The organism is Bacillus subtilis subsp. subtilis str. 168 (assembly GCF_000009045.1).
GTDB lineage: Bacteria > Bacillota > Bacilli > Bacillales > Bacillaceae > Bacillus > Bacillus subtilis.
The window spans coordinates 1,917,487-1,938,751 of record NC_000964.3 but is presented as its reverse complement, the minus strand read 5'-3'; the positions used below and the strand labels follow the sequence as shown (position 1 = coordinate 1,938,751).

At 41.1% G+C, this 21,265-nt stretch carries 27 protein-coding genes, 1 other RNA gene, 2 pseudogenes and 2 other annotated features; of the genes and pseudogenes, 10 read left to right on the top strand and 20 right to left on the bottom strand.

The features are described 5' to 3' along the window. The first annotated feature begins 275 nt into the window (after window positions 1-275). Window positions 276-686, top strand: a sequence feature (Evidence 4: Unknown function but conserved in other organisms). Continuing rightward, a pseudogene (gene ynfCn, locus BSU_18110) lies at window positions 276-686 on the top strand. (Overlaps the previous feature by 411 nt.) Further along, window positions 661-837 (top strand) — a sequence feature (Evidence 4: Unknown function but conserved in other organisms). (Overlaps the previous pseudogene by 26 nt.) After that, a pseudogene (gene ynfCc, locus BSU_18109) lies at window positions 661-837 on the top strand. Its footprint overlaps the feature before it by 177 nt. Before ynfCn ends, ynfCc begins: the two co-directional pseudogenes overlap by 26 nt. 46 nt (window positions 838-883) lie before the next feature. Here ynfCc and parC read toward each other — a convergent pair. The 3 genes from parC to yneT all read right to left on the bottom strand — a co-directional run bounded on the left by parC (window position 884) and on the right by yneT (window position 6,081). Next, window positions 884-3,304 (bottom strand): subunit A of DNA topoisomerase IV (ATP-dependent), encoded by a 2,421-nt coding sequence (parC, locus tag BSU_18100; RefSeq protein ID NP_389692.2) that lies wholly within the window; start codon window positions 3,302-3,304, stop codon window positions 884-886. 3 nt (window positions 3,305-3,307) lie between these two features. Further along, entirely contained in the window at window positions 3,308-5,275 is a 1,968-nt protein-coding gene (gene parE / locus BSU_18090) for a subunit B of DNA topoisomerase IV (ATP-dependent) (protein NP_389691.2), read from the bottom strand. A gap of 398 nt (window positions 5,276-5,673) precedes the next feature. Further along, on the bottom strand, window positions 5,674-6,081 hold the full coding sequence (gene yneT, locus BSU_18080) for a putative acyl-CoA-binding protein (protein NP_389690.1): 408 nt from the start codon (window positions 6,079-6,081) through the stop codon (window positions 5,674-5,676). Window positions 6,082-6,250: 169 nt separating this feature from the next. Here yneT and plsY point away from each other — a divergent pair, with 169 nt between their 5' ends. Further along, complete coding sequence (plsY, locus tag BSU_18070) at window positions 6,251-6,832, top strand: acylphosphate:glycerol-3-phosphate O-acyltransferase (RefSeq protein NP_389689.1); 582 nt, start codon at window positions 6,251-6,253, stop codon at window positions 6,830-6,832. Window positions 6,833-6,919: 87 nt separating this feature from the next. Then, entirely contained in the window at window positions 6,920-7,207 is a 288-nt protein-coding gene (gene yneR, locus BSU_18060; RefSeq protein ID NP_389688.1) for a hypothetical protein, read from the top strand. Window positions 7,208-7,237: 30 nt separating this feature from the next. On the opposite strand, the gene yneQ is transcribed toward yneR, so the two are convergent. The 7 genes from yneQ to citB all read right to left on the bottom strand — a co-directional run bounded on the left by yneQ (window position 7,238) and on the right by citB (window position 12,072). Next, the gene (gene yneQ, locus BSU_18050) at window positions 7,238-7,537 is read right to left on the bottom strand and encodes a hypothetical protein (protein ID NP_389687.1); all 300 of its coding nucleotides are present in this window, start codon (window positions 7,535-7,537) and stop codon (window positions 7,238-7,240) included. Window positions 7,538-7,552: 15 nt separating this feature from the next. Continuing rightward, the gene (gene yneP, locus BSU_18040) at window positions 7,553-7,918 is read right to left on the bottom strand and encodes an acyl-CoA thioesterase (protein ID YP_054580.1); all 366 of its coding nucleotides are present in this window, start codon (window positions 7,916-7,918) and stop codon (window positions 7,553-7,555) included. Between the two features lie 135 nt (window positions 7,919-8,053). Next, on the bottom strand, window positions 8,054-8,305 hold the full coding sequence (gene sspT / locus BSU_18030) for a small acid-soluble spore protein (thioredoxin-like protein) (RefSeq protein NP_389685.1): 252 nt from the start codon (window positions 8,303-8,305) through the stop codon (window positions 8,054-8,056). 36 nt (window positions 8,306-8,341) lie between these two features. Next, window positions 8,342-8,488: a small acid-soluble spore protein gene (gene sspN / locus BSU_18020; RefSeq protein YP_054579.2), complete on the bottom strand. Its 147-nt coding sequence runs from the start codon at window positions 8,486-8,488 to the stop codon at window positions 8,342-8,344. Window positions 8,489-8,552: 64 nt separating this feature from the next. Then, the gene (gene ynzL / locus BSU_18019; RefSeq protein YP_003097732.1) at window positions 8,553-8,678 is read right to left on the bottom strand and encodes a hypothetical protein; all 126 of its coding nucleotides are present in this window, start codon (window positions 8,676-8,678) and stop codon (window positions 8,553-8,555) included. Window positions 8,679-8,758: 80 nt separating this feature from the next. Then, window positions 8,759-9,271, bottom strand: coding sequence for a putative membrane-bound proteins with a thioredoxin-like domain (gene yneN / locus BSU_18010; RefSeq protein NP_389684.1), 513 nt, complete (start codon window positions 9,269-9,271; stop codon window positions 8,759-8,761). A 71-nt stretch (window positions 9,272-9,342) separates the two neighbouring features. Next, complete coding sequence (gene citB / locus BSU_18000; RefSeq protein NP_389683.1) at window positions 9,343-12,072, bottom strand: aconitate hydratase (bifunctional aconitase); 2,730 nt, start codon at window positions 12,070-12,072, stop codon at window positions 9,343-9,345. A gap of 227 nt (window positions 12,073-12,299) precedes the next feature. On the opposite strand from citB, the gene sspO reads away from it, so the two are divergent. From sspO to yneK, 4 genes are all read left to right on the top strand, one after another. Continuing rightward, entirely contained in the window at window positions 12,300-12,446 is a 147-nt protein-coding gene (gene sspO / locus BSU_17990; protein NP_389682.1) for a small acid-soluble spore protein, read from the top strand. 31 nt (window positions 12,447-12,477) lie between these two features. Next, a complete protein-coding gene (sspP, locus tag BSU_17980) occupies window positions 12,478-12,624 on the top strand; it encodes a small acid-soluble spore protein (protein ID NP_389681.1) in 147 nt (48 codons plus the stop codon). An 80-nt stretch (window positions 12,625-12,704) separates the two neighbouring features. Continuing rightward, complete coding sequence (gene cotM / locus BSU_17970) at window positions 12,705-13,097, top strand: spore coat protein (outer) (RefSeq protein NP_389680.1); 393 nt, start codon at window positions 12,705-12,707, stop codon at window positions 13,095-13,097. Window positions 13,098-13,330: 233 nt separating this feature from the next. Beyond that, the gene (gene yneK / locus BSU_17960) at window positions 13,331-13,759 is read left to right on the top strand and encodes a factor interacting with DynA (RefSeq protein ID NP_389679.1); all 429 of its coding nucleotides are present in this window, start codon (window positions 13,331-13,333) and stop codon (window positions 13,757-13,759) included. A 30-nt stretch (window positions 13,760-13,789) separates the two neighbouring features. Here the strand turns inward: yneK and yneJ are convergent, their stop codons facing one another. The 3 genes from yneJ to ccdA form a co-directional block, all read right to left on the bottom strand. Further along, entirely contained in the window at window positions 13,790-14,281 is a 492-nt protein-coding gene (yneJ, locus tag BSU_17950; RefSeq protein NP_389678.1) for a putative integral inner membrane protein, read from the bottom strand. Window positions 14,282-14,359: 78 nt separating this feature from the next. Next, window positions 14,360-14,722 (bottom strand): putative response regulator (CheY homolog), encoded by a 363-nt coding sequence (yneI, locus tag BSU_17940; protein NP_389677.1) that lies wholly within the window; start codon window positions 14,720-14,722, stop codon window positions 14,360-14,362. A gap of 88 nt (window positions 14,723-14,810) precedes the next feature. Further along, a complete protein-coding gene (gene ccdA / locus BSU_17930; protein ID NP_389676.1) occupies window positions 14,811-15,518 on the bottom strand; it encodes a cytochrome c-type biogenesis protein CcdA; thiol-disulfide oxido-reductase in 708 nt (235 codons plus the stop codon). A gap of 219 nt (window positions 15,519-15,737) precedes the next feature. On the opposite strand from ccdA, the gene spo0D reads away from it, so the two are divergent. Continuing rightward, complete coding sequence (gene spo0D, locus BSU_17920; protein ID NP_389675.1) at window positions 15,738-15,911, top strand: Spo0A-P phosphatase; 174 nt, start codon at window positions 15,738-15,740, stop codon at window positions 15,909-15,911. A gap of 73 nt (window positions 15,912-15,984) precedes the next feature. Here spo0D and yneF read toward each other — a convergent pair whose 3' ends face one another. The 6 genes from yneF to dinK form a co-directional block, all read right to left on the bottom strand. Beyond that, a complete protein-coding gene (gene yneF / locus BSU_17910) occupies window positions 15,985-16,203 on the bottom strand; it encodes a putative acyltransferase (protein ID NP_389674.1) in 219 nt (72 codons plus the stop codon). Between the two features lie 85 nt (window positions 16,204-16,288). Then, window positions 16,289-16,735, bottom strand: a complete 447-nt coding sequence (gene pcfA / locus BSU_17900) for a factor controlling DNA replication (RefSeq protein ID NP_389673.1) — start codon at window positions 16,733-16,735, stop codon at window positions 16,289-16,291. Window positions 16,736-16,887: 152 nt separating this feature from the next. Further along, window positions 16,888-18,891: a transketolase gene (tktA, locus tag BSU_17890; protein ID NP_389672.1), complete on the bottom strand. Its 2,004-nt coding sequence runs from the start codon at window positions 18,889-18,891 to the stop codon at window positions 16,888-16,890. A 168-nt stretch (window positions 18,892-19,059) separates the two neighbouring features. Further along, on the bottom strand, window positions 19,060-19,293 hold the full coding sequence (gene ynzC, locus BSU_17880) for a hypothetical protein (protein NP_389671.1): 234 nt from the start codon (window positions 19,291-19,293) through the stop codon (window positions 19,060-19,062). A gap of 63 nt (window positions 19,294-19,356) precedes the next feature. Next, window positions 19,357-20,010, bottom strand: coding sequence for a putative site-specific recombinase, resolvase (gene dinL, locus BSU_17870; protein ID NP_389670.1), 654 nt, complete (start codon window positions 20,008-20,010; stop codon window positions 19,357-19,359). A gap of 18 nt (window positions 20,011-20,028) precedes the next feature. Next, the gene (gene dinK / locus BSU_17860; protein ID NP_389669.1) at window positions 20,029-20,346 is read right to left on the bottom strand and encodes a cell division inhibitor; all 318 of its coding nucleotides are present in this window, start codon (window positions 20,344-20,346) and stop codon (window positions 20,029-20,031) included. A 149-nt stretch (window positions 20,347-20,495) separates the two neighbouring features. Between dinK and lexA the strand changes: the two genes are divergently transcribed. Next, entirely contained in the window at window positions 20,496-21,113 is a 618-nt protein-coding gene (gene lexA, locus BSU_17850) for a transcriptional repressor of the SOS regulon (RefSeq protein NP_389668.1), read from the top strand. A gap of 58 nt (window positions 21,114-21,171) precedes the next feature. Here lexA and ncrF read toward each other — a convergent pair. Further along, window positions 21,172-21,251, bottom strand: an RNA gene (ncrF, locus tag BSU_misc_RNA_73) — putative conserved small untranslated RNA. Between the last annotated feature and the right edge of the window lie 14 nt (window positions 21,252-21,265).

The window sequence follows — 21,265 nt, the reverse complement described above, 5'->3', positions numbered from 1 at the left end:
AAAAACATTCCTTGCAAACTGGCTTTAAAAAAAGAGTACCCTATTAACAATGTAATCATTTCTTCCCATTCTCTTGCCTTTCTCTTTGATTTACACATAAATAAAGTAATAAATCCTAAACAACATATCATTTAAAATATGTTTTTATTCACACCATAAACCGGGTATACATACGCTAATAAAAGAAGTTTTCTCTTTCAAAAATAAGCAAAAAGATATATACTTAACAAAGTTAAATTTATTTTTAAATTTAATAAATCAGGTTTACTTTTAGGATGGATTGGGGTATTATTATAAAAATATTCAGTAATATTAAAGGAGGGGGAGATCATTTGAAAAAAGTAACGATATTGAAAGCATCCATCTTATTCTTGGCGATTGCCAGTTTTCATTTGTTCTCAATTCCCCACGCCTTTGATATCGGCCATCATTATAAAGCCGTAGCCGACCAGCAGGAAATGCATGAGATGAAAGCCGGCCAAAATGCTGATGATGAGAAGAAATCCATCACAGGGGCATTTACGCTGACCGCTTTATGGGCAATGGCTGTTCTGCTGCTGACCGCTGAAAGCAAAAGTACGGGATACTCCCGCAGACGTCAGCGGAAAAAAAGCTTTATACTGGCCAAATTTTATCAATCGTCTTATTTCGGCAAACTTCATGTTCAACATCACCCGATTATGTAACGAAAATATGAGGAGGCTGTTAAACATGTTGTTTATCTTAAGAATGGTGATTTTAGGCTTATTTTCTTTCACAGCGCTGAATTTATTTGTATGGCAGGGGATTGAAGTCATTCATGCTGTAACAGATCTATTCACCAACCATGAAAGCTGATAAAAAACAAACGAAACCCGCTCATATAGTATGAGCGGGTTTTTTATTATTGTTCTGTATGAAGGCGCCAAACAGCTGTAACCTTGCCTGATTCCTCTTCATCAAAAAAGAAAGAGCCATTGCTGTATCTGTCGTTTGTCCGCAACTCTTTTGTCTGCAGTTCTTTTCTGTCGCCTTTTTCTGTTTCTGCCATTAGTCGCTGTTCAAGACCGCAAGCGAACAGTGCTACAACACGGTGAGGATTCTTTTTCAGTTCCCTTAGCATTACGACACCGCGTTTTGCACGGGATGTCTTCTCGAACTCAGAAAGACTCATGCGTTTAACCGCTCCCCGCTGTGTGAACAAGACAATTGAATCAGATTGCTGAAGAATCTCACCGGAGACAACAAAGTCATCCTCTTTTAAGTTAATCCCTTTGACACCTGCCGCACGCGCGCCAACTACATTCACTTCGTCTTCTCCAAACCATAGACCATACCCTAAGTGAGTGGCCATAAAGATCTGGCTTTCCCCATTTGTTACATGTACATCAATCAGTTCATCTTCACCCTTCAGATTTAAGGCTACAAGTGCCTTAGAATAACGCTGTGCTTTATAATGAGTGAGCTCTGTCTTTTTCACCATACCGTTTTTCGTAAAGAATAGAAGATATGCCGACGGATCAAATTCTTTTATCGGTATAGCCTTTACAATCGTTTCATCACGGTCAATAGTGATTAGATTTGAAAAATGCTGGCCCATGTCCTTCCATCTGATATCAGGCAGCTGGTGAACAGGACAATAGATGTAGCTTCCTTTGTTCGTAAAGAGCAGCAGCACGTCTGTCGTATTCATTTCAAACTGATGCAGCATCCTGTCCGTATCTTTCATTCCGAAGTCCTGACCGTTGGAAGCGGCAAATGAGCGCTGGCTCGTCCGTTTTAGGTAACCATCCTTCGTAACGGTTACATATACATCCTCAGATGCAACCATGACTTCGAGATTGATTTTAATTTCTTCAATTTTTTCTTCAATCACGGAGCGTCTCGTATCTGCATATTTCTTTTTCAGTGCTTTTAAGCTGTTTGTAATCACTTTTAGCAGTTTTTTATCATTGCTCAGAATAGATTCGAGCTCTTCAATTTTTTTACCGAGCTCTTCTGCCTCTTCCTTAAGCGCTGTGATATCGGTATTGGTTAAACGATATAGCTGCAATGACACGATGGCTTCAGCCTGAGGCTCTGTAAATTCATATTTCGCGATCAAATTGTTTTTAGCGTCACGTTTATCGCTAGAAGAACGGATTGTTGCAATCACTTCATCCAAAATAGACAAAGCTTTCATGAGCCCTTCTACGATATGATGTCTGTCTTTTGCTTTTTGAAGCTCGTAAACGGACCGGTTTGTGACAACTTCCTTTTGGTGTCCGATATATGCATCCAAAATAGACGGCAGGCTCATCAGCATCGGACGGCGGTTATGGATAGCCACCATATTGAAGTTATATGTGATCTGCAAATCAGTATTTTTATATAAGAAATTCAAAATGCCTTTGGCATCAGCTTCTTTTTTCAGTTCAATGACCACTCTCAGCCCTGTTCGATCCGTTTCATCACGAACCTCTGAGATGCCTTCAACCTTTTTATCAATACGGAACTCGTCCATTTTTTTTACAAGGTTTGCTTTATTTACTTCAAATGGAATTTCAGTAATGACAATTTGTTCTCGTCCGCCTCTGATTGTTTCAATTTCAGCCTTTCCGCGGATAATGATTTTTCCTTTTCCGGTTTCGTAAGCTTTTCTTATCCCGTCAACGCCCTGAATAATACCGCCTGTCGGAAAATCAGGCCCTTTAATAACTTCCATGAGTTCGTCAACAGAGCAAGAAGGCATTTGAATACGCTTAATGACAGCATCAATGACTTCTCCCAGATGATGAGGGGGAATGTCGGTCGCGTATCCTGCTGAAATCCCGGTAGATCCGTTGACCAATAGGTTAGGAAACATCGCCGGGAGTACGACAGGCTCCTTGCTTGTATCATCGAAGTTCGGCACAAATTCAACCGTGTTTTTGTCAATATCCCGAAGAAGCTCAGATGCTATCGGAGATAATCGTGCCTCTGTATAACGCATGGCTGCCGGGGGATCTCCGTCGATGCTTCCATTGTTTCCATGCATTTCGATTAACACATTACGAACTTTCCAATCCTGGCTCATCCGCACCATTGCTTCATAAACCGAGCTGTCACCGTGCGGATGATAGTTACCGATGACGTTACCGACCGTTTTGGCCGCTTTTCTGAAGTTTTTATCAAACGTGTTTCCATCTGTATGCATTGCATACAGAATTCTGCGCTGTACCGGCTTTAATCCGTCTCTCGCATCGGGCAGCGCCCTGTCTTGAATAATATATTTACTGTAGCGTCCAAAACGGTCGCCGATCACCTCTTCTAATGGTAAATCATGAAATAATTCTGGCTGTGACAATCATTAAACCTCCTCAGCGACCGATAAGTTTTCATTTTCTAAAATATTGCTTTCTTCATCTAAGCCGAAAGCGACGTTTTTCTCAATCCACTTTCTGCGCGGCTCTACTTTGTCTCCCATTAACGTCGTCACACGTCTCTCTACACGTGCCGCATCGTCAATTTTGACCCTAACAAGTGTGCGGGACTCCGGATTCATCGTCGTTTCCCACAGCTGGTCTGCGTTCATCTCTCCAAGACCCTTATATCGTTGAATGGTATAGCCTTTGCCGACTTTTTTCAGGACATCCCCCATCTCTTCATCAGACCATGCATATTCAATGATTTCCTTTTTCCCGCTTCCTTTACTGACCTTATATAAAGGTGGCAGCGCAATGAACACCTTGCCATGCTCAATGAGCGGTTTCATATAGCGATAGAAAAAGGTAAGAAGCAGCACTTGAATATGGGCGCCGTCAGTATCGGCATCGGTCATAATGATGATTTTGTCGTAGTTGATGTCATCGATTGAGAAATCTGCCCCGACTCCCCCGCCGATCGCATGAATGATCGTATTGATCTCTTCATTTTTAAAGATATCAGCAAGCTTAGCTTTTTCTGTATTAATGACTTTACCGCGTAAAGGCAGAACCGCCTGGAATCTGCGGTCTCGTCCCTGCTTGGCTGACCCGCCTGCTGAATCTCCCTCAACGAGATACAATTCATTTTTTGCCGGGTTTCTTGAACCCGCAGGCGTCAGCTTTCCGCTTAAAGTCGCTTCTGATTTTTTTCGTTTTTTGCCGCTTCTTGCTTCTTCACGGGCTTTGCGTGCCGCTTCGCGCGCCTGGCTCGCCTTGATTGCTTTTTTGACAAGAAGCGTTGCGGTGTCCCGATTTTCCTCTAAAAAGTAAGCAAGCTGCTCTGAAACAATCGCATCCACCGCTGATCTTGCTTCACTGGTACCGAGCTTTCCTTTTGTTTGTCCCTCAAATTGAAGAAGCTCCTCAGGAATGCGGACAGAAATAATGGCTGAAAGCCCTTCCCTTATATCGGTGCCTTCAAGGTTCTTATCCTTTTCTTTCAGCAAAGCCACTTTTCGCGCATATTCATTAAAAGCACGCGTCATCGCAGTTTTTGCACCTGACTCATGCGTCCCGCCGTCTTTTGTTCTGACATTGTTGACAAACGACAAAATATTTTCAGAATAACCATCGTTAAACTGGAACGCAAAGTCCACTTCTATAGAATGATGCTCACCCTCAAACGAGACCACTTCAGACAAGACGTCTTTTTCTTCATTTAAGTAAGCAACAAACGCTTCTATGCCGTTTTCATAATAAAAGACCTCACGCTGGTCATTGCGTTCATCAATCAGCTCAATTTTCAGTCCTTTTAACAAAAACGCAGACTCTCTTAAGCGCTCAGAGAGCGTTTCAAAATTATAAGTGGTTGTGCTGAACATCGTTGGATCTGGCTTAAAGTGTGTAAGAGTTCCCGTCTTTTTTGTTTTGCCGATCTTTTCGAGAGATGTAACCGGTTTTCCTCCATTTTCAAATCGCTGCTGATAGACAAAACCGTCCCGCTCAATGGTAACCGTCAGCCATTCAGATAAAGCATTCACGACTGATGCACCAACTCCGTGGAGCCCGCCGCTTGTCTTATAGCCGCCTTGGCCGAATTTCCCTCCGGCATGAAGCACCGTTAAAATCACTTCAGGGGTTGGTTTGCCGAGCTTATGCATTCCGGTCGGCATGCCGCGGCCTCTATCCTGTACAGAAATACTATTGTCTTTATGTATTTTGACGATTATGTGATCTCCATGGCCGGCAAGCACCTCGTCGACAGAGTTATCTACAATTTCATAAACCAAGTGGTGCAAACCCCGCGCGTCAGTAGAGCCAATATACATACCCGGCCTTTTCCTGACAGCCTCAAGGCCTTCGAGCACCTGTATGGCATCTTCGTTGTAATCAAATTGCTGTTTTCTAGCCAAACGTACAAACCCCTTTCAAAAACTAACATTGTCTTTCTCTTTTCAGTGTTACACATCATTTGTATATAAGATATTTTTTATAAACCTCGCCTCGAGCCAGTACTGCCTTGGACTCCTCATTATAACCAATATGTTTGCAATCGCAACATAGAGCTAACGAATCAGTTCTTCTCAAAACATCGGCTAGTGCTGTTTTTACACTATGAGAACGTATGTTTGTTTATTATATATAAAGCAGCAGACCTTCGCAAATCGAACGGCCGAAACCCAGCTGGACAAGGTATTCAAAAAAAGCTGTTCAAGCTTTATTGTATCTGTTTCACCGTAATACGCAAACAATATCTTAAAATTAAAAAGCAAAAATCCTTGAATTTACAAGGATTTTTGCAGTTCTGCACCTATTTTGTTACAGCGTGTGCCACTTTTATGCACAGATCCATGATAACCGTTCTGCCTTTTTCTTTTAGCATCTGGTATGCTTCCTCATTAACTAGCCCTTGCTGTGCCCAAAATACTGGCGCATCTGTCTCTAAAAACTCTTCCGCCACTCCAGGAAGCTGTTCTGAGCGCCGGAATACATTTACGATGTCAATCGGACCGTCTATCTCTTTTAAAGATGAAACGGCTTTGACACCTAGCGCCTCATCAATTGTAGGGTTCACAGGGATAATTTCATAACCCGCGTCCTGCATTGCTTTTGAAACCATATGTGACGTTCTATCCGGACGGTCTGAAAGCCCTACTACCGCTATACGTTTGCTTCTTTGAAGAATCTCTTTAATTTCCGCTTTAGAAGGGTTTTGCATCGTGTGTCACTCCTTTTTCACTTATTTTACACGATCAAAACAGGAGAAATCAAAATATGATGCATGTTTGATTTGATTTGTAAGCAAACTTTACAAAAAAACTTATCATCAGATCATGACATCTCATGTTAAAATAAAAAGAAGGGAATTTGAAAAAGGAGAAATGTAGATGTTAATTGCTTTATTGATTATTTTGGCCTACTTGATAGGCAGCATTCCATCTGGCTTAATTGTGGGCAAGCTTGCCAAAGGAATTGATATTCGGGAGCACGGAAGCGGCAACTTAGGCGCTACCAATGCATTCCGTACATTGGGTGTAAAAGCTGGTTCGGTCGTCATAGCCGGAGATATTTTGAAAGGGACACTGGCAACTGCATTGCCTTTTCTCATGCATGTTGATATTCACCCGCTTCTTGCAGGAGTCTTTGCGGTTTTAGGCCACGTGTTTCCCATCTTCGCCAAATTTAAAGGCGGTAAAGCCGTGGCGACATCAGGAGGCGTTTTGCTATTTTACGCACCCCTGTTATTTATCACGATGGTTGCGGTATTCTTCATCTTTTTATACTTGACTAAATTTGTTTCTCTCTCATCGATGTTAACAGGGATCTATACTGTTATATATAGTTTCTTTGTCCATGATACGTATTTATTGATTGTCGTTACCCTGCTCACTATTTTTGTGATATACAGACACCGAGCGAACATTAAACGAATTATCAATAAAACAGAACCTAAAGTAAAATGGTTATAAGCTTAAAAAACTTCTCTTTTGACACAGAATAGCCTAATACGTTTATAATAGAGAAAATTCAAATGAAGAACAAAGGGGTGTTCTGTTATGAATATGACAATTAACGAAGACGCATTGAACTGGTATAAAGAAGAACTCGATTTGGAAAGCGGAGACCAGGTTCGCTTTTTCGTCCGCTATGGAGGCTGCAGCAACGTTCAAAAGGGTTTTTCTCTCGGTGTAGCGAAAGATGCCCCACAAGAGGCTGGAGTCACTGCAGAAGCTGATGGCATTACCTTCTTTATTGAAGAAAGTGATTTATGGTACTTTGATAACCACGACCTTCTCGTCAGCTATTCAGAAGACGCTGATGAACCGGTTTTTGAATACCAATAAAAAAGAACGCACTTCATGTGCGTTCTTTTTTTACAAATGAAATCGTATAAGATGATCGGTTAGGTTTTCTTGTTCCAAAATATATTTTTGTGTTTCCCCCAGCAGATCAAAGTGGGGAAATTCACTTTTCTTATGGATCCATTCTTTTTTTAACCCGTACGCCGCTCCCCACTGAACCAGCTTATCAATGTCTGCACAGCCGGCTTTTGTCACGGTCTTTGCTTCTGGAAATCGGTCATCCAGCCAGTAATGTGTTAAAAATGCGATTTCTCCTCTTTTCACTGCTTGTTTCCACCGGTTAAGTTCCTCCCGTTTCACACCAAACGCCATATCCCGTTCACTTCCCTATTTTTTGGCCTTTTCATATGCTGTGTGCCAATCAGGAAAAGCTTTGCGGAATTGAATTGGCTTAAAGCTTTCTTTATCCACACAAATATGAGATGAGGTGGCTTTGATGGAAAGCTCACCGGCCGGATTATAAATGTGGTAACCATAGACGGTTTTAAATCCGTTATAGTCCTCTATCCATGTATGTACAACCGCGGTTTCTCCGTAATGAAGCGGCTTTTTATAGGAAATATTGATATCAACGACTGGGGACAGAACGCCTTTTTTTTCCATATCACTATATAAAAAGCCTAAGTCCTTAATCAAGGCCGTTCTGCCGACCTCCATCCACACAAGATAATTTGCGTGATAGACAATCCCCATTTGATCTGTTTCTGCATAACGCACTTCTATTTCTTTTTTTGATACATGCAAGATTACTCTGCTCCCTTAACGTCAATTTAGCCCCATTTTACCATAATCAAATCAGAAAGAAAAAAACCAGGTTTCCCTGGTTTTTTAAGAACGGTATCCGTTTTGTCTCGCTGCAGATTCGTCCTGTATTTCATTACGAAACGCTTCAATGCTCTGTTCGCGCCTTGCATTTTTTTCTTTGATACGCTGTTTATCTTCTCCTGAAGCAAACTCCATTGATGCTTCTGCTTCTTCTATATTTTCAATTGTATTTTGAACCATATCCTGCAATTTTTCCACATTGTCAGAACGATCATCAGGATTAGGCTGCTGATATTGATTTTGGTTCTTTGTCATTCGGATGTACCTCCTAGAAATAAACTCGAATTTTCGCTACTCGCCTTTTGTCTGCATGATAATCGGCCGCTGTCCTGAAGTATCATGCATTTTTTCCCCTTTATTGGCTTTATATTTTACAGGCTTTGTACCCAAGTGGCTTGGAGCATATTGAGGCTGACCGTTTTTCTTGTTGTTTCCCATGTTTATCCCTCCTCAACAGATAGGTTTCTCAAAAGGAGGGGTAAACATGAATACAAATTAAAGGTTATTTTTGCTTAAATCGCTGTTCAAGCTTTTCCTCAAGCTGATTTAAATACTCTGTATTGGTCATCAGCTCTTTTTTGTTTTCCATGACGAGCTCATGAAAAGAACGTTTTCTCATCTTCTTCACGCTTCTCACCTCCGCATATTCTTTTATTTTTTCCAATTCTGAAAACTTGTAAGCATATTTGAGTATAAAAAAAACTGAATCTAATCAAGATCCAGTTTTTGTTCCATTTCTTTTTTTGTCATGGTGCCAACATGTATGTCTTGGATAACACCTTTTTCATCTAAGATATATGTCGTTGGATATGACATCACGTTATAGTCAGCATTGATCCCTTTTTTATCAATCAGAATGGGGAACGTTAAGTCATAAGTATCAGCAAACGCTCGGACCTGTTTCTCACTTTTCTCAGCTGAAGTGAAATTTACCGCAACAACCGCAAGTTTGTCGGCGTACTCTTTTTGCAGCTTTTCCATCGCAGGCATTTCCTGACGGCACGGCTTACACCAAGTTGCCCAAAAATTGAGCAGCACTTTTTTGCCTTTTGCATCCTGTAAAGAGCTTTTCTCTCCTGATAGCGTTTTCAAAGAAAAATCAGGTGCTTGTTGCCCCTCTTGAATTCCGACTTCTTTTTTGCTGTATGTTTGATATAAATTCCATCCCGTATAACCGACTAGCATGATAAGCAGGATCCCTGCGAGCCATTTTTTCAGCATATGCCACCTCCGCAGCACATTGTGTCATAAAAAGAAGAGAAAGCGAAATGCCTTCTCTTCCTATTGATTCATCAGGACTGCTTCATTTTTTCACGAAGCACCATTTGAAGGATGCCGCCATGGCGGTAGTAATCAATTTCAACTTCACTATCAAAGCGGACGACTGCTTCAAAAGTTGTTACATTGCCGTCTTCATTGATTGCTCTTACAGTCACAAGGTCACGAGGACGAACTGTTTCATCAACATCTACCTCGATGACTTCTTTACCCGTTAAGCCGAGTGTATCCGCATTTTCACCTTGTTTAAACTGAAGCGGCAGCACACCCATGAATACAAGATTGCTTCTGTGAATTCTTTCGAAGCTCTCTGCAATGACCGTTCTGATGCCGAGAAGGTTTGTTCCTTTTGCAGCCCAGTCACGTGAAGATCCCATACCATAGTCTTTTCCTGCTAATACGACAAGACCGGTTTTATCTTCTTTGTATTTCATGCATGCATCATAGATGGATGTTACTTCACCAGTCGGCCAGTACGTCGTAAATCCGCCTTCTGTACCCGGTGCGATTTGGTTTTTGATGCGAATGTTGGCAAATGTTCCTCTCATCATGACTTCATGGTTTCCACGGCGGGAGCCGTAGGAGTTAAAGTCACGAGGTGAAACACCTTTTTCTTGCAAATACTTTCCGGCAGGCGTATCTTTTCCGATTGCCCCCGCAGGAGAAATATGGTCAGTTGTGACTGAATCGCCGAATTTACCGACAACACGCAGTCCTTTTAATGGCTCAACCTTGCCTGGCTCAACAGACATCTCTTCAAAGAATGGTGGGTTTTGGATGTAAGTTGAATCGTTATCCCATTTATATAAAGCTTCATCTGTTGTTTCAATTTCGTTCCAGCGCTTGTTGTCATCAAATACTGTTTCATACTCTTTGCGGAATAGCTCTGGCGTAACAGTTTGCTTAACAAGTGCATTGATTTCGTCCATTGACGGCCAAATATCATTAAAGTATACGTTTTGACCATCCTTGCCCACACCGATTGGATCGGTTTTTAAGTTAATGTTTACCGTTCCAGCCAGCGCATATGCCACAACAAGCGGCGGTGAAGCAAGATAGTTGCCTTTAACAAGCGGGTGAATACGTCCTTCAAAGTTACGGTTTCCGGAAAGGACAGACGTAATCAGAAGATCATTTTTCGCAACCGCTTCTTCGATTTCCGGTGAAAGCGGACCTGAGTTCCCGATACATGTTGTACAGCCGTACCCAACGAGGTTAAAGCCAAGCTCTTTCATGTATGGAAGAAGGCCTGAATTCACAAGATATCCTGTAACAACTTTAGAACCCGGTGCAAGTGACGTTTTCACGTAATTAGGCACCTTAAGCCCTAACTCAACCGCTTTTTTCGCTACCAGTCCGGCGCCGATCAGCACGTATGGGTTTGATGTATTTGTACAGCTTGTAATCGCAGCAATGGCGATCGCACCCGTTTTCATAACTGTTTCTTCGCCGTTAAGGAGTTTAAACTTAATTTCTTTATTTTCTTCCTCAGCATTTAAACCGAATCCTTGGTTACCTGCAGGGCTGACTAATTGCTTTTTAAACGTTTCCTGCATAGCAGATAGCGGGATCAAATCCTGAGGACGCTTTGGACCCGATAAGTTTGCTTCAATTTGAGACAGGTCAATTTCAACCACATCAGTAAATTGAGGGTCTTCCGCATCTGGAGTGTAGAACAAGCCATTGCTTCTGCAGTATGCTTCAACAACATCAATATGTTCAGGATCACGGCCAGTCAGGCGCAGGTAGTTAAGCGCTTCTTCATCTACTGGGAAGAATCCGCATGTAGCACCGTATTCCGGAGCCATATTCGCAATTGTTGCGCGATCTGCAAGCGGCAGTTCAGCAATTCCCGGTCCGAAGAATTCAACAAATTTACCGACAACGCCTTTTTCACGCAGCACTTGTGTTACTTTTAACGCCAAGTCAGTAGCTGTTGTTCCGTTTGGAAGCTTGCCGACAAGTTTCGCGCCGATTACCTCTGGAACTGGGAAGTAAGAAGGCTGTCCAAGCATTCCCGCTTCAGCTTCAATTCCACCGACACCCCAGCCGAGAACACCGATACCGTTAATCATTGTTGTGTGTGAGTCTGTTCCGACAAGCGTATCAGGATACGTTACAAGCTCGCCGTCTTCTTCAATGGCATGGACAACACTTGCCAAGAACTCAAGGTTGACCTGGTGCACAATACCTGTTGCAGGCGGTACTGCCTGATAATTGTTAAACGCTTTCTTTGCCCAGCTTAAAAATTTGTAGCGCTCTGCATTTCTTTCGAATTCCAAGTCCATATTTACTGCTAATGCATCTTCTGTACCCGCTTTATCTACCTGTACAGAGTGATCGATAACGAGATCAACAGGAATTTCAGGGTTGATTTTATCAGGATCTCCGCCGACAGCTGCCATTGCTTTACGCAGTGAAGCCAGATCTACTACTGCCGGAACCCCTGTGAAGTCTTGTAAAATAACACGAGACGGTTTGAACGGAACGTCGATATCCTTTAATTCGGCAGTTCCCCATTTTGCCAAATTTTCCACGTGTTCTTTTTTGATAACGAAGCCGTCAACTTGACGCAATACTGATTCTAAAAGAACTTTGATGGAATAAGGAAGCTTCGAAACCTTTCCTATACCTGAATCTTCTAACGCTTTTAAAGAGTAGTAATGATATGTTTTCCCATTTGTAGTAAACGTTTTTCTCGCTTGGAAAACGTCTTTTGCTGCAGTTTTTTGCTCGTTTGCCATTCTCCAAAATCCCCCTTCAGATCAGATCATTCTCAGATGAACATTACATTCCATCACAATTTTCTCACAATTTCATATTAAAACAAAATCATACATAAGTAAATATCAATGTTTTTATTAAATACAATAAGTTCGACTTATGAGAAAAATGTACCGGTAATTTTTACTGTTTACGCTCTCTCATATAACACAATAAAAGAAGCCATATTATGATTGAGGTGATAATGATGGTCAAAAGAAAAGCGAATCACGTCATTAACGGAATGAATGACGCAAAAAGCCAAGGCAAAGGCGCCGGCTATATTGAAAACGACCAGCTTGTACTGACTGAAGCAGAACGCCAAAATAACAAAAAAAGAAAAACCAATCAATAACACCGAACTCTTTTAAGGAGGTTCTCATTTTATGACCAATAAGAATACAAGTAAAGATATGCATAAAAACGCCCCTAAAGGACACAATCCCGGCCAACCCGAGCCTCTAAGCGGAAGCAAAAAAGTAAAAAACCGAAACCATACAAGACAAAAGCACAACTCAAGCCATGATATGTAAGAAAAGCAGACCTTAGTGTCTGTTTTTTTATGCGTTCACCCATTTATAATCCACCGCATATGATGTAAAGCAAGGTTGATATGTGGAGGAATGCTTCCATGAACCATTCAAAACGCAACGATGCGAATGATTTCGATAGTATGGATGAATGGCTTCGGCAATTTTTTGAAGACCCCTTCGCCTGGTACGACGAAACATTGCCTATTGATTTATATGAAACAAGTCAGCAGTATATTATAGAAGCGGATCTGACTTTTTTACAGCCTACACAAGTAACAGTTACCCTTTCTGGATGCGAGTTCATCTTAACTGTCAAATCGTCAGGACAGACTTTTGAAAAACAAATGATGCTTCCTTTTTATTTTAATGACAAAAACATTCAAGTCGAATGCGAAAATCAAATACTCACAGTCGCCGTCAATAAAGAAACAGAAGATGGCTCTTCTTTTTCTCTTCAATTTCCTCTCAGCTAAACATAAAAAGTCACTTTCATCCCCTATTATGAAAGTGACTTTTTTTCCGTCCATTTATCGTCAAATACCCTCTAGTGACTCTCCCATGGCCAAATAGCAGATTCACTATACAATAGAATATGATCTACTATCTCTTTTGACTAGACGTCTATCACTTTTTTCTATTCTTTTTTTACTGTGTTCTTCTAATCTCTCTTCGTATACAATATGGTTAGAATAAGGGGGAATGATTGATGCTGGAAGGATGGTTTTTATGGTTTATTCTGTTTTGGGTAATCATGATGGTAGTCTTATTATCAATCGGCGGTTTTTTCATGTTTCGAAAGTTTTTAAAGCGTTTACCAAAAGAGGACGGCAGATCAGAGCTTGATTGGCAGGATTACTATATTGAAAACAGCAGACATTTATGGAACGATGAAAACAAACAGTTTCTAGATGAATTGACTGCGCCCGTGCCAGAGCTGTTCAGAGATGCAGCAAAAGCTAAAATCGCAGGCAAAATCGGTGAGCTTGCATTAAAAGAAAAGGTAGCAAAGATTGATCAGCAACTTATGATCAAAGGCTATATTCTCGCAACTCCTAAAAGAGACCATACCTTCTTAAAAAGGCATCTGCGGGACAAAAAAATCGATTTGGAACCTTATCAGACCCTTCTCAAATAAAAAACCTTTCCTGACAAGAGGAAAGGTTTTTTAATTCATTTGAATATTAGATGACTGCAGCTCGTTATGAAGTTTTCGATATGATAAATACATGGCGATTCTCCAAGGCACAATCATACCGAAAGCCAGAATCCAAAACATTCCGCTCAGTGCACCATAATCAATTGATGTGCTCAAGATCGATTTCATCACGATTCTGATCACCAAAAGACCGACTAATATAAAAACAAATGCTTTAGAGCGTTTCATGTAAATTTCATTATTTTTAATTTCGAACTTAGAAGTTTTGATTAGAAAAATAGAGAAAATCACACCTAAAGTGAATGCTTCCAAAAACTCTGCTCCAGTTACCCAAAATACCGGAAATAAAAACATTAACGCTCCCGTACTCATAAAAATCGGCGGAAGAATGATTTTTTTTGGTGAAACAGGCTTGTCAGAGGACTTTATTCTGACCACCATCACAGCTACAGCCATTAACACAGCAATAATTGATGAAACTATAATCATCATACTTATCATTCCTTTGTTTCTCGGAGTGTTGATACTATATACTATACTCCAAAACAATAAAAAAAACCATTTTGAAAAGAAATGACTTTAATGTCCCATAACGCGGCTTACAGCTTCCAGCACTTTTGTTTCCTCAAACGGCTTAACAATAAAATCCTTTGCCCCCAGCTCAATTGCTTCCGTTACAATTCTTTGCTGGCGCATGGCGGTGCACATGATGACCTTCGCTTTAGGATCAAAGGTTAAGATATCACGAAGCGCTTTTATGCCGTTTTTCACCGGCATTGTAATATCCATTGTCACAAGGTCCGGGCGCAGTTTTTTATACAGGTCAGCTGCTTGTTCACCGTCCGCCGCTTCGCCTGCGATTATGTAATTTGCCTCTTCCAAGATCTCTCTGATTTTCACTCTCATGAACTTGGCGTCGTCTACAACTAAAACTCTTGTCATATTCCCCTCCAACAATCGATTTCCACAGATAATAGTCTTATTGTACCAAAAACAAAAGGATTAGTAGTAGTACGAAAGTAATTTACCGTCAAAAACCAGTAAAGCCTCCAAAAAGATCTGACAGCAAAATAATGATCAGGCTCATCCAATTAAAGAATAACAGCACACCAATCACAATCATCAAAACGCCACCAGCTTTCATAATGAAAAGCTGGTTCTTCCTTATCCACTTCAGCTTTGTGATAAAAAAAGACAATAAAAGAAACGGTACCGCAAAACCGAGTACATATAACATCATGTATGGCACCGCTGAGCCCGGATTGGTGCCTGCAAGTGTGATAACAGCAGCTAATATCGGACCGGTACATGGTGTCCATCCAGCTGCAAATGCCATTCCGATTAAGACCGACCCTAAAAACCCGCTTGGTTTATGCTTAAAATGGATTCTCCGCTCTTTCATCATAGCCTCAGGCCGGAACACACCGAGTGTAATGAAACCGAACAAAATAATAAGCAACGCGCCAATTTGCCGAATCGCATCGTGATAATCCCTAAACAGGCTGCCAATAAAAGATGTTCCATAGCCTAAAGCAATAAAAATGACTGAAAAGCCAAGCAAAAAACACAAAGTATGAAACAAGCTTCTTTTCTGCAGCAGCAGCTTTTCAGTTTTTACATCGTCCATGCTGACCCCTGTAATATATGACAAAAAAGCTGGGTAAAGCGGCAGGCAGCAAGGCGAAATAAAGGATAAAAACCCCGCTCCGAATGTCAAAAAATAATTCACGTCTCCCATGTCATCATCCCTTCATGATTTGACATTCCTTCAAGTTATGACAAAATCATTTCATTTTTTTAACACTTTCACTTGAAGGATTTCTATTTTCAGAAAAAACTTATATAATTTAATTTGACATTGAGACATTATACTCCTTCTCATTTGAAAATTAGTATAAATATGGATATAATATAAACATTCACTTTGAAGATCTAATGTATGAAAGGATACATCCCTGTGATTAGAGAGCATCTATTAAAAGAAATTGAAAAAAAAAGAGCAGAGCTGCTGCAAATTGTCATGGCGAACGGAATGACATCTCATATTACGATAGAGCTCAGTCAGGAGCTTGACCATCTTCTCATACAATATCAAAAGCAGCGCCTTCGAGCAGTAGCGGGTGATGAATGATTGCAAAATAAAAAACCCGTATAAGGGTTTTTTATTTTATAACCATGTTTCTCTATATCATAATCTTTACGTATTATTTCGTTTGATTATTCATGGCTTTCATCATTTGATTGATTTTCTTTTGAGAAGGTTTCATTCCCATTTGCATCATCATCATGCGTAACATTTGTTCATTAATAGGCGGATTCTTTTTCAGGTAGCTCATCATATATTTACGAGCAATAAAAAACCCGAGTGCAACACCTATGAGCAATGCAACAACGCCCACTAGGATGCCAACCCATAAAGTCATTTTATTTCCTCCTTCATGTTGTCTAGTTTAAAGTGTACTAAACCAAAAGCTATTATACAACATTTACATCTCTTTTTCTTCGGTTTTAGACAAAATTTCTTTCTTTCACCGGATTTAGCCATCCGTAACGCTTCGAATTGAAATCCATTGCTAAAAAGCAAGGGCTTACTTTTCTTAACACTTCAAAGAATATCGTTTCTGCCTCGTAATCTCCCGAAGCCACAATTTCTATCATGTGCTCCTTCATCATAAACGTCGCGTGGCCTTTTGCTTTCGGCAAAGCTATTCTATAAATATAATCCAGCTGCCTGTAATCCGTCTTGTTTAAATTCATTTTTAACCGCTGATGCATATGTAAAATCGGGATTGGTTGTGTAATATATTGAATCTGTTTCTCTGTCATTTCATACTGCTGCTTTTCAAGGCTTGTCCAATGATAGTCTTGAAACAGCTCAAACATAACCGATTCCCGGCCGAAATAGTGATTGGCAAATTCCTCTTTGATCAGGTACGTATAGTAGTGACGTTCCATCTTTTCATCCCCTTTTCCAGCAGCATTTCATTTGCTCTCTATTATACAAAAGAAGAAAAGAAAGAATTGTCTATTACTGTTAAACAGCCAATACTATTTTTGTCGGATAAACAAGAAAAAGAGGATGATTTGACTCATCCTCTTTCAAAAGCTTACTTATTGATTAATGCCTTAACTCGATTCACTACGTTCGGAACTGAGAAGCCGTATTCGTTAATGATGGTTTCACCAGGAGCAGATGCACCGAATCGGTCTATGCCGAGAACGTCACCTTCAAGCCCCGTGTATTTGCCCCATCCAAATGATGAGCCCATTTCAATTGCAAGACGTTTTTTCACATCTGCAGGAAGGACTTCGTTTTTGTATTCATCAGATTGTTTCTCAAAACGGTCCATTGAAGGCATGCTGACAACAGAAACATCGATATTTTCTTTTGCCAATTCAGCCTGCGCTTCAATTGCAAGACCTACCTCTGATCCGGAAGCGATGAGAAGAGCGTCAGGTGTTTCGTTTTTAGATTTAGAAACGACATATGCACCTTTTTCTACTCCTGCCAATGCTTCTTCAGATGTTTGATCGATGGTAGGAAGGTTTTGACGTGTAAGCACTAGCGCTGTTGGGTGGTCAGTGCTTTGCACTGCAAGCTTCCATGCTGCTGCTGTCTCATTGCCGTCTGCTGGACGGATCAAAGAAAGGTTAGGCATCGCACGGAGTGAAGCAAGCTGTTCAACAGGCTCGTGCGTCGGACCGTCTTCACCAACCGCAATACTGTCATGTGTGAAGACATATGTCACAGGAAGGCCCATTAACGCTGCAAGGCGAATCGCAGGACGCAGGTAATCAGAGAAGACAAAGAAAGTTCCGCCGAATACACGAAGACCGCCATGAAGCGCCATACCGTTTAAGGCCGCACCCATCGCAAATTCACGTACACCAAACCAGAAGTTTTTGCCTGAGTAATCAACCGCTGTAAAATCACCGGCATTTTTAATAGTCGTTTTGTTCGATCCCGCTAGGTCAGCAGAACCTCCGACAAAGAAAGGAATTTTTTTCGCAAGTCCGTTGAGAACTTCACCGGAAGATGCACGGGATGCCAAACTGCTTCCTTTTTCATACACAGGAACCTCTTGATCCCAGTCCTTCGGAAGCTCTCCTTTGATTGCCAGTTCAAGCTGTTCAGCAAGTTCAGGATAAACTTCTTTATATTTAGCGAATTGAGCATTCCATTCTTGTTCTTTTTTCTCACCTGATTCTTTAACAGCTACAGCGAAATGCTCATAAACTTCTGACGGAACGTAGAAGTCTTCTTCATATGTCCACGCGTAAGCTTCTTTTGTTAATTTGCTTTCTTCTTTACCAAGCGGCGCACCGTGAACACCGGATGTACCGGCACGGTTAGGTGAACCGAATCCGATTGTCGTTTTCACTTCAATTAATGTAGGTTTCTTTTCATTTTGGCGTGCTTTTTCGATAGCCGCTGTTAATTCTTCAATATTGTTTCCATCCTCAACATAAAGAACTTCCCAATTCATTGCTTCAAAACGCTGTTTCACGTTTTCAGAGAATGAACGGTCGAGGTCTCCATCAAGAGAGATGTCATTAGAATCGTATAGTACGATCAGACGGCCAAGCTGAAGATGGCCTGCGAGTGAAGCGGCTTCAGAAGAAATACCTTCCATTAAATCACCATCACCGCAAATACTGTATGTATAATGATCGACTACGTTAAATGAATCGCGGTTGTATGTTTCCGCTAAATGGCGTTCAGCAATTGCCATACCGACTGCCATGGCAATTCCTTGGCCAAGCGGACCTGTTGTAGCATCAACACCGGCAGTATGTCCGAATTCCGGATGTCCTGGTGTTTTGCTGCCCCACTGGCGGAATCCCTTAAGATCTTCAATACTAAGATCAAACCCGCTTAAATGAAGCATGCTGTATAATAGTGCTGACCCGTGTCCAGCAGATAAAACAAAACGGTCACGGTTAAACCAGCCAGGGTTTGCCGGACTTACGTTCATAAATTTTGTCCACAGCGTGTATGCCATTGGAGCGGCTCCCATCGGCATCCCTGGGTGACCAGAATTTGCTTTTTCAATAGCGTCTATTGACAGTGTGCGAATGGTAGCAACTGATTTCTTTTCAATTGTATCCATAAAAATCCCCTTCCTTATGTGTTGTACCCTTACATCATAAATGTCTGACGACTTTTTCTCAACTGTTTCAGCTTAAATTTGAGAGAAACTTGTTGAATTTTGTCACATAAGAGTTTTGATTATAGTATATGCAAAAGAGGAATACGATATTGCCGTATTCCTCTTATATTAGTGAAGTTTGTTATTTCTTTGTTCTCTTTTTAGCTTTTCTGGTGTAACATCATTGCCTTCTGGGTCAATGATTTTCACACTTTTTAACGTGTTCTTCATAGAAGAACGAAAACCTTTCAAGTACTCTTGACGGAGCTTTTGCTGTTCGGCTTTTTCTTCTTCTGTAATAACGCCAGCTTTAGCTTTGGCAGCAAGTTCATTAATTCTGGCAATTTTCGCGTTTGAAATCATGTTAAACTCCTTTATTGCATTTTGTCTATATAGTACTAGATCAAAAAAAGTTTTACAACTGATTCACTCTGCAGTCTCTTCATTCTCTATGTATTCCTGAAAACGCCGGTGAACGGTTGCTTTAGAGACATCATAGCCAAACCCTCTTAGGGTAGCCGCGATTTCAGCAAACGTCAGTTTATTCGCTCTCAGGCGGACGATCTCTGAGATTGGCACCTCTATTTTTTCTTTTCCACTGTTCCCATGTTGGTTTTTTAAGTTTTTTTGCGGTTTAAAACCGTTTTTTACTGCACGTTTCATTCCCCGTCTGATTTTCATGTTGTGAATCTTTCGCTGATACTCTTCCACAATGCTGACGATTTCCAAGACCATTGAGTCAGCCTCCGATAACTCCAGTTCACCTCTATGAGCCGTTGTATAGACTTTCACACCTTCTCTATAAATACAATGAAGCAGTGCGATTTTTGCGTTTCCCCGTCCGAGCCTTGTCTCATCCTGAACCAAAATGACATCAATATCAGCGTTCTTAATCTCATCGAGCAGCTCAAATACACCATCCCGATCCATTTCATATCCGCTGGCTTTTTCTGAAATCACTTTGACCACTTCCATGCCGTTCTCCGCTGCAATGGCCGTAAGCTCCTCCTCCTGCCGCTTTAATGACGTTTCCTGCTGTTCTTTATTTGTGCTTACACGGGCATAAATGAGTGCTTTCATTTTATCTCTCTTTCCTCTCTATCTTACAGTTGCTAATTCATATGCATCCTGATGCTTCTTTTTCAATGGGATCACTAACTCATCACCCGGCTGGATATCAGAGGTTTGAAGTTGATTTTTATCAGCTACCCATTCAATAAAATCATTTTTGTTTATCTTTTTTGTATCGGCTACCTGATCAGCAATTGACCAGAGTGTGTCGCCTTGCTGGACTTCTATTTTAACATACTGATTAAGCTCTTGGCCGCTGCTTGTATATGACAGCATAAGGATAACCGCGCTCAAAATCACTGTAAACAGACCGACAAAAATAATAGATTCTTTACTCATGATCATAACCTCCAACAGGAATGTTTGTTCGCATTTTTATAATTTCAGTATATACGAACAAACGTTTCTGTCAATTGTTTTTTCGAACCTATGTTTGTACTGTAAGGAAAATCATGCTATAATCTTCTTAAAATCGACGTTTTGAGGTGCGAAAAATGACGAAGCTATCAAAAAGGCAACTTGATATCCTCCGTTTTATTAAAGCAGAGGTTAAATCAAAAGGATATCCGCCTTCCGTGAGAGAGATCGGAGAGGCTGTCGGGCTTGCGTCCAGTTCTACTGTCCACGGCCATTTGGCCCGTTTGGAAACAAAAGGGCTGATCAGACGAGATCCGACAAAACCAAGAGCAATAGAAATTCTTGATGAAGAAGTAGACATTCCGCAAAGCCAGGTCGTTAATGTACCGGTCATCGGGAAAGTCACGGCGGGATCTCCTATTACAGCAGTAGAAAATATTGAAGAATATTTTCCGCTCCCTGACCGCATGGTTCCTCCAGACGAGCATGTATTTATGCTGGAGATTATGGGAGACAGTATGATAGATGCTGGTATTCTCGATAAGGACTATGTCATCGTTAAACAGCAAAACACAGCGAACAATGGGGAAATTGTAGTTGCGATGACAGAAGATGATGAAGCAACTGTAAAACGATTCTATAAAGAGGATACCCACATTCGCTTGCAGCCTGAGAACCCAACGATGGAACCTATCATTTTGCAGAATGTCAGCATTCTAGGGAAAGTGATTGGCGTGTTCAGAACCGTCCATTAATCTATTGATCTATCAGATGCATAAAATAACCCCCTCTTCCTTTACGGAGAGGGGGTTTGTTGTTCAAAAAAAGCAGGCTCGCCCTGACTTTTGGGTGCGAGCCCGAATAGGAGGAAAAAGAACATCATGTTTACACCATAATTATCCACCAA

What these genes read in the sequence shown, in the direction of transcription:
- yneJ (NP_389678.1), bottom strand. Translation starts at nt 14,281, where the DNA reads ATGATAAGTATGATGATTATAGTTTCATCAATTATTGCTGTGTTAATG.
- cotM (NP_389680.1), top strand. Translation starts at nt 12,705, where the DNA reads ATGTGGAGGAATGCTTCCATGAACCATTCAAAACGCAACGATGCGAAT.
- plsY (NP_389689.1), top strand. Translation starts at nt 6,251, where the DNA reads ATGTTAATTGCTTTATTGATTATTTTGGCCTACTTGATAGGCAGCATT.
- ccdA (NP_389676.1), bottom strand. Translation starts at nt 15,518, where the DNA reads ATGGGAGACGTGAATTATTTTTTGACATTCGGAGCGGGGTTTTTATCC.
- sspT (NP_389685.1), bottom strand. Translation starts at nt 8,305, where the DNA reads ATGACAAAGAACCAAAATCAATATCAGCAGCCTAATCCTGATGATCGT.
- sspN (YP_054579.2), bottom strand. Translation starts at nt 8,488, where the DNA reads ATGGGAAACAACAAGAAAAACGGTCAGCCTCAATATGCTCCAAGCCAC.
- sspP (NP_389681.1), top strand. Translation starts at nt 12,478, where the DNA reads ATGACCAATAAGAATACAAGTAAAGATATGCATAAAAACGCCCCTAAA.
- yneT (NP_389690.1), bottom strand. Translation starts at nt 6,081, where the DNA reads ATGCAAAACCCTTCTAAAGCGGAAATTAAAGAGATTCTTCAAAGAAGC.
- pcfA (NP_389673.1), bottom strand. Translation starts at nt 16,735, where the DNA reads ATGGAACGTCACTACTATACGTACCTGATCAAAGAGGAATTTGCCAAT.
- ynzC (NP_389671.1), bottom strand. Translation starts at nt 19,293, where the DNA reads ATGATTTCAAACGCGAAAATTGCCAGAATTAATGAACTTGCTGCCAAA.
- yneR (NP_389688.1), top strand. Translation starts at nt 6,920, where the DNA reads ATGAATATGACAATTAACGAAGACGCATTGAACTGGTATAAAGAAGAA.
- dinK (NP_389669.1), bottom strand. Translation starts at nt 20,346, where the DNA reads ATGATCATGAGTAAAGAATCTATTATTTTTGTCGGTCTGTTTACAGTG.
- sspO (NP_389682.1), top strand. Translation starts at nt 12,300, where the DNA reads ATGGTCAAAAGAAAAGCGAATCACGTCATTAACGGAATGAATGACGCA.
- tktA (NP_389672.1), bottom strand. Translation starts at nt 18,891, where the DNA reads ATGGATACAATTGAAAAGAAATCAGTTGCTACCATTCGCACACTGTCA.
- yneF (NP_389674.1), bottom strand. Translation starts at nt 16,203, where the DNA reads ATGACTTTATGGGTTGGCATCCTAGTGGGCGTTGTTGCATTGCTCATA.
- citB (NP_389683.1), bottom strand. Translation starts at nt 12,072, where the DNA reads ATGGCAAACGAGCAAAAAACTGCAGCAAAAGACGTTTTCCAAGCGAGA.
- yneK (NP_389679.1), top strand. Translation starts at nt 13,331, where the DNA reads ATGCTGGAAGGATGGTTTTTATGGTTTATTCTGTTTTGGGTAATCATG.
- yneQ (NP_389687.1), bottom strand. Translation starts at nt 7,537, where the DNA reads ATGGCGTTTGGTGTGAAACGGGAGGAACTTAACCGGTGGAAACAAGCA.
- yneI (NP_389677.1), bottom strand. Translation starts at nt 14,722, where the DNA reads ATGACAAGAGTTTTAGTTGTAGACGACGCCAAGTTCATGAGAGTGAAA.
- dinL (NP_389670.1), bottom strand. Translation starts at nt 20,010, where the DNA reads ATGAAAGCACTCATTTATGCCCGTGTAAGCACAAATAAAGAACAGCAG.
- lexA (NP_389668.1), top strand. Translation starts at nt 20,496, where the DNA reads ATGACGAAGCTATCAAAAAGGCAACTTGATATCCTCCGTTTTATTAAA.
- yneN (NP_389684.1), bottom strand. Translation starts at nt 9,271, where the DNA reads ATGCTGAAAAAATGGCTCGCAGGGATCCTGCTTATCATGCTAGTCGGT.
- yneP (YP_054580.1), bottom strand. Translation starts at nt 7,918, where the DNA reads ATGGGGATTGTCTATCACGCAAATTATCTTGTGTGGATGGAGGTCGGC.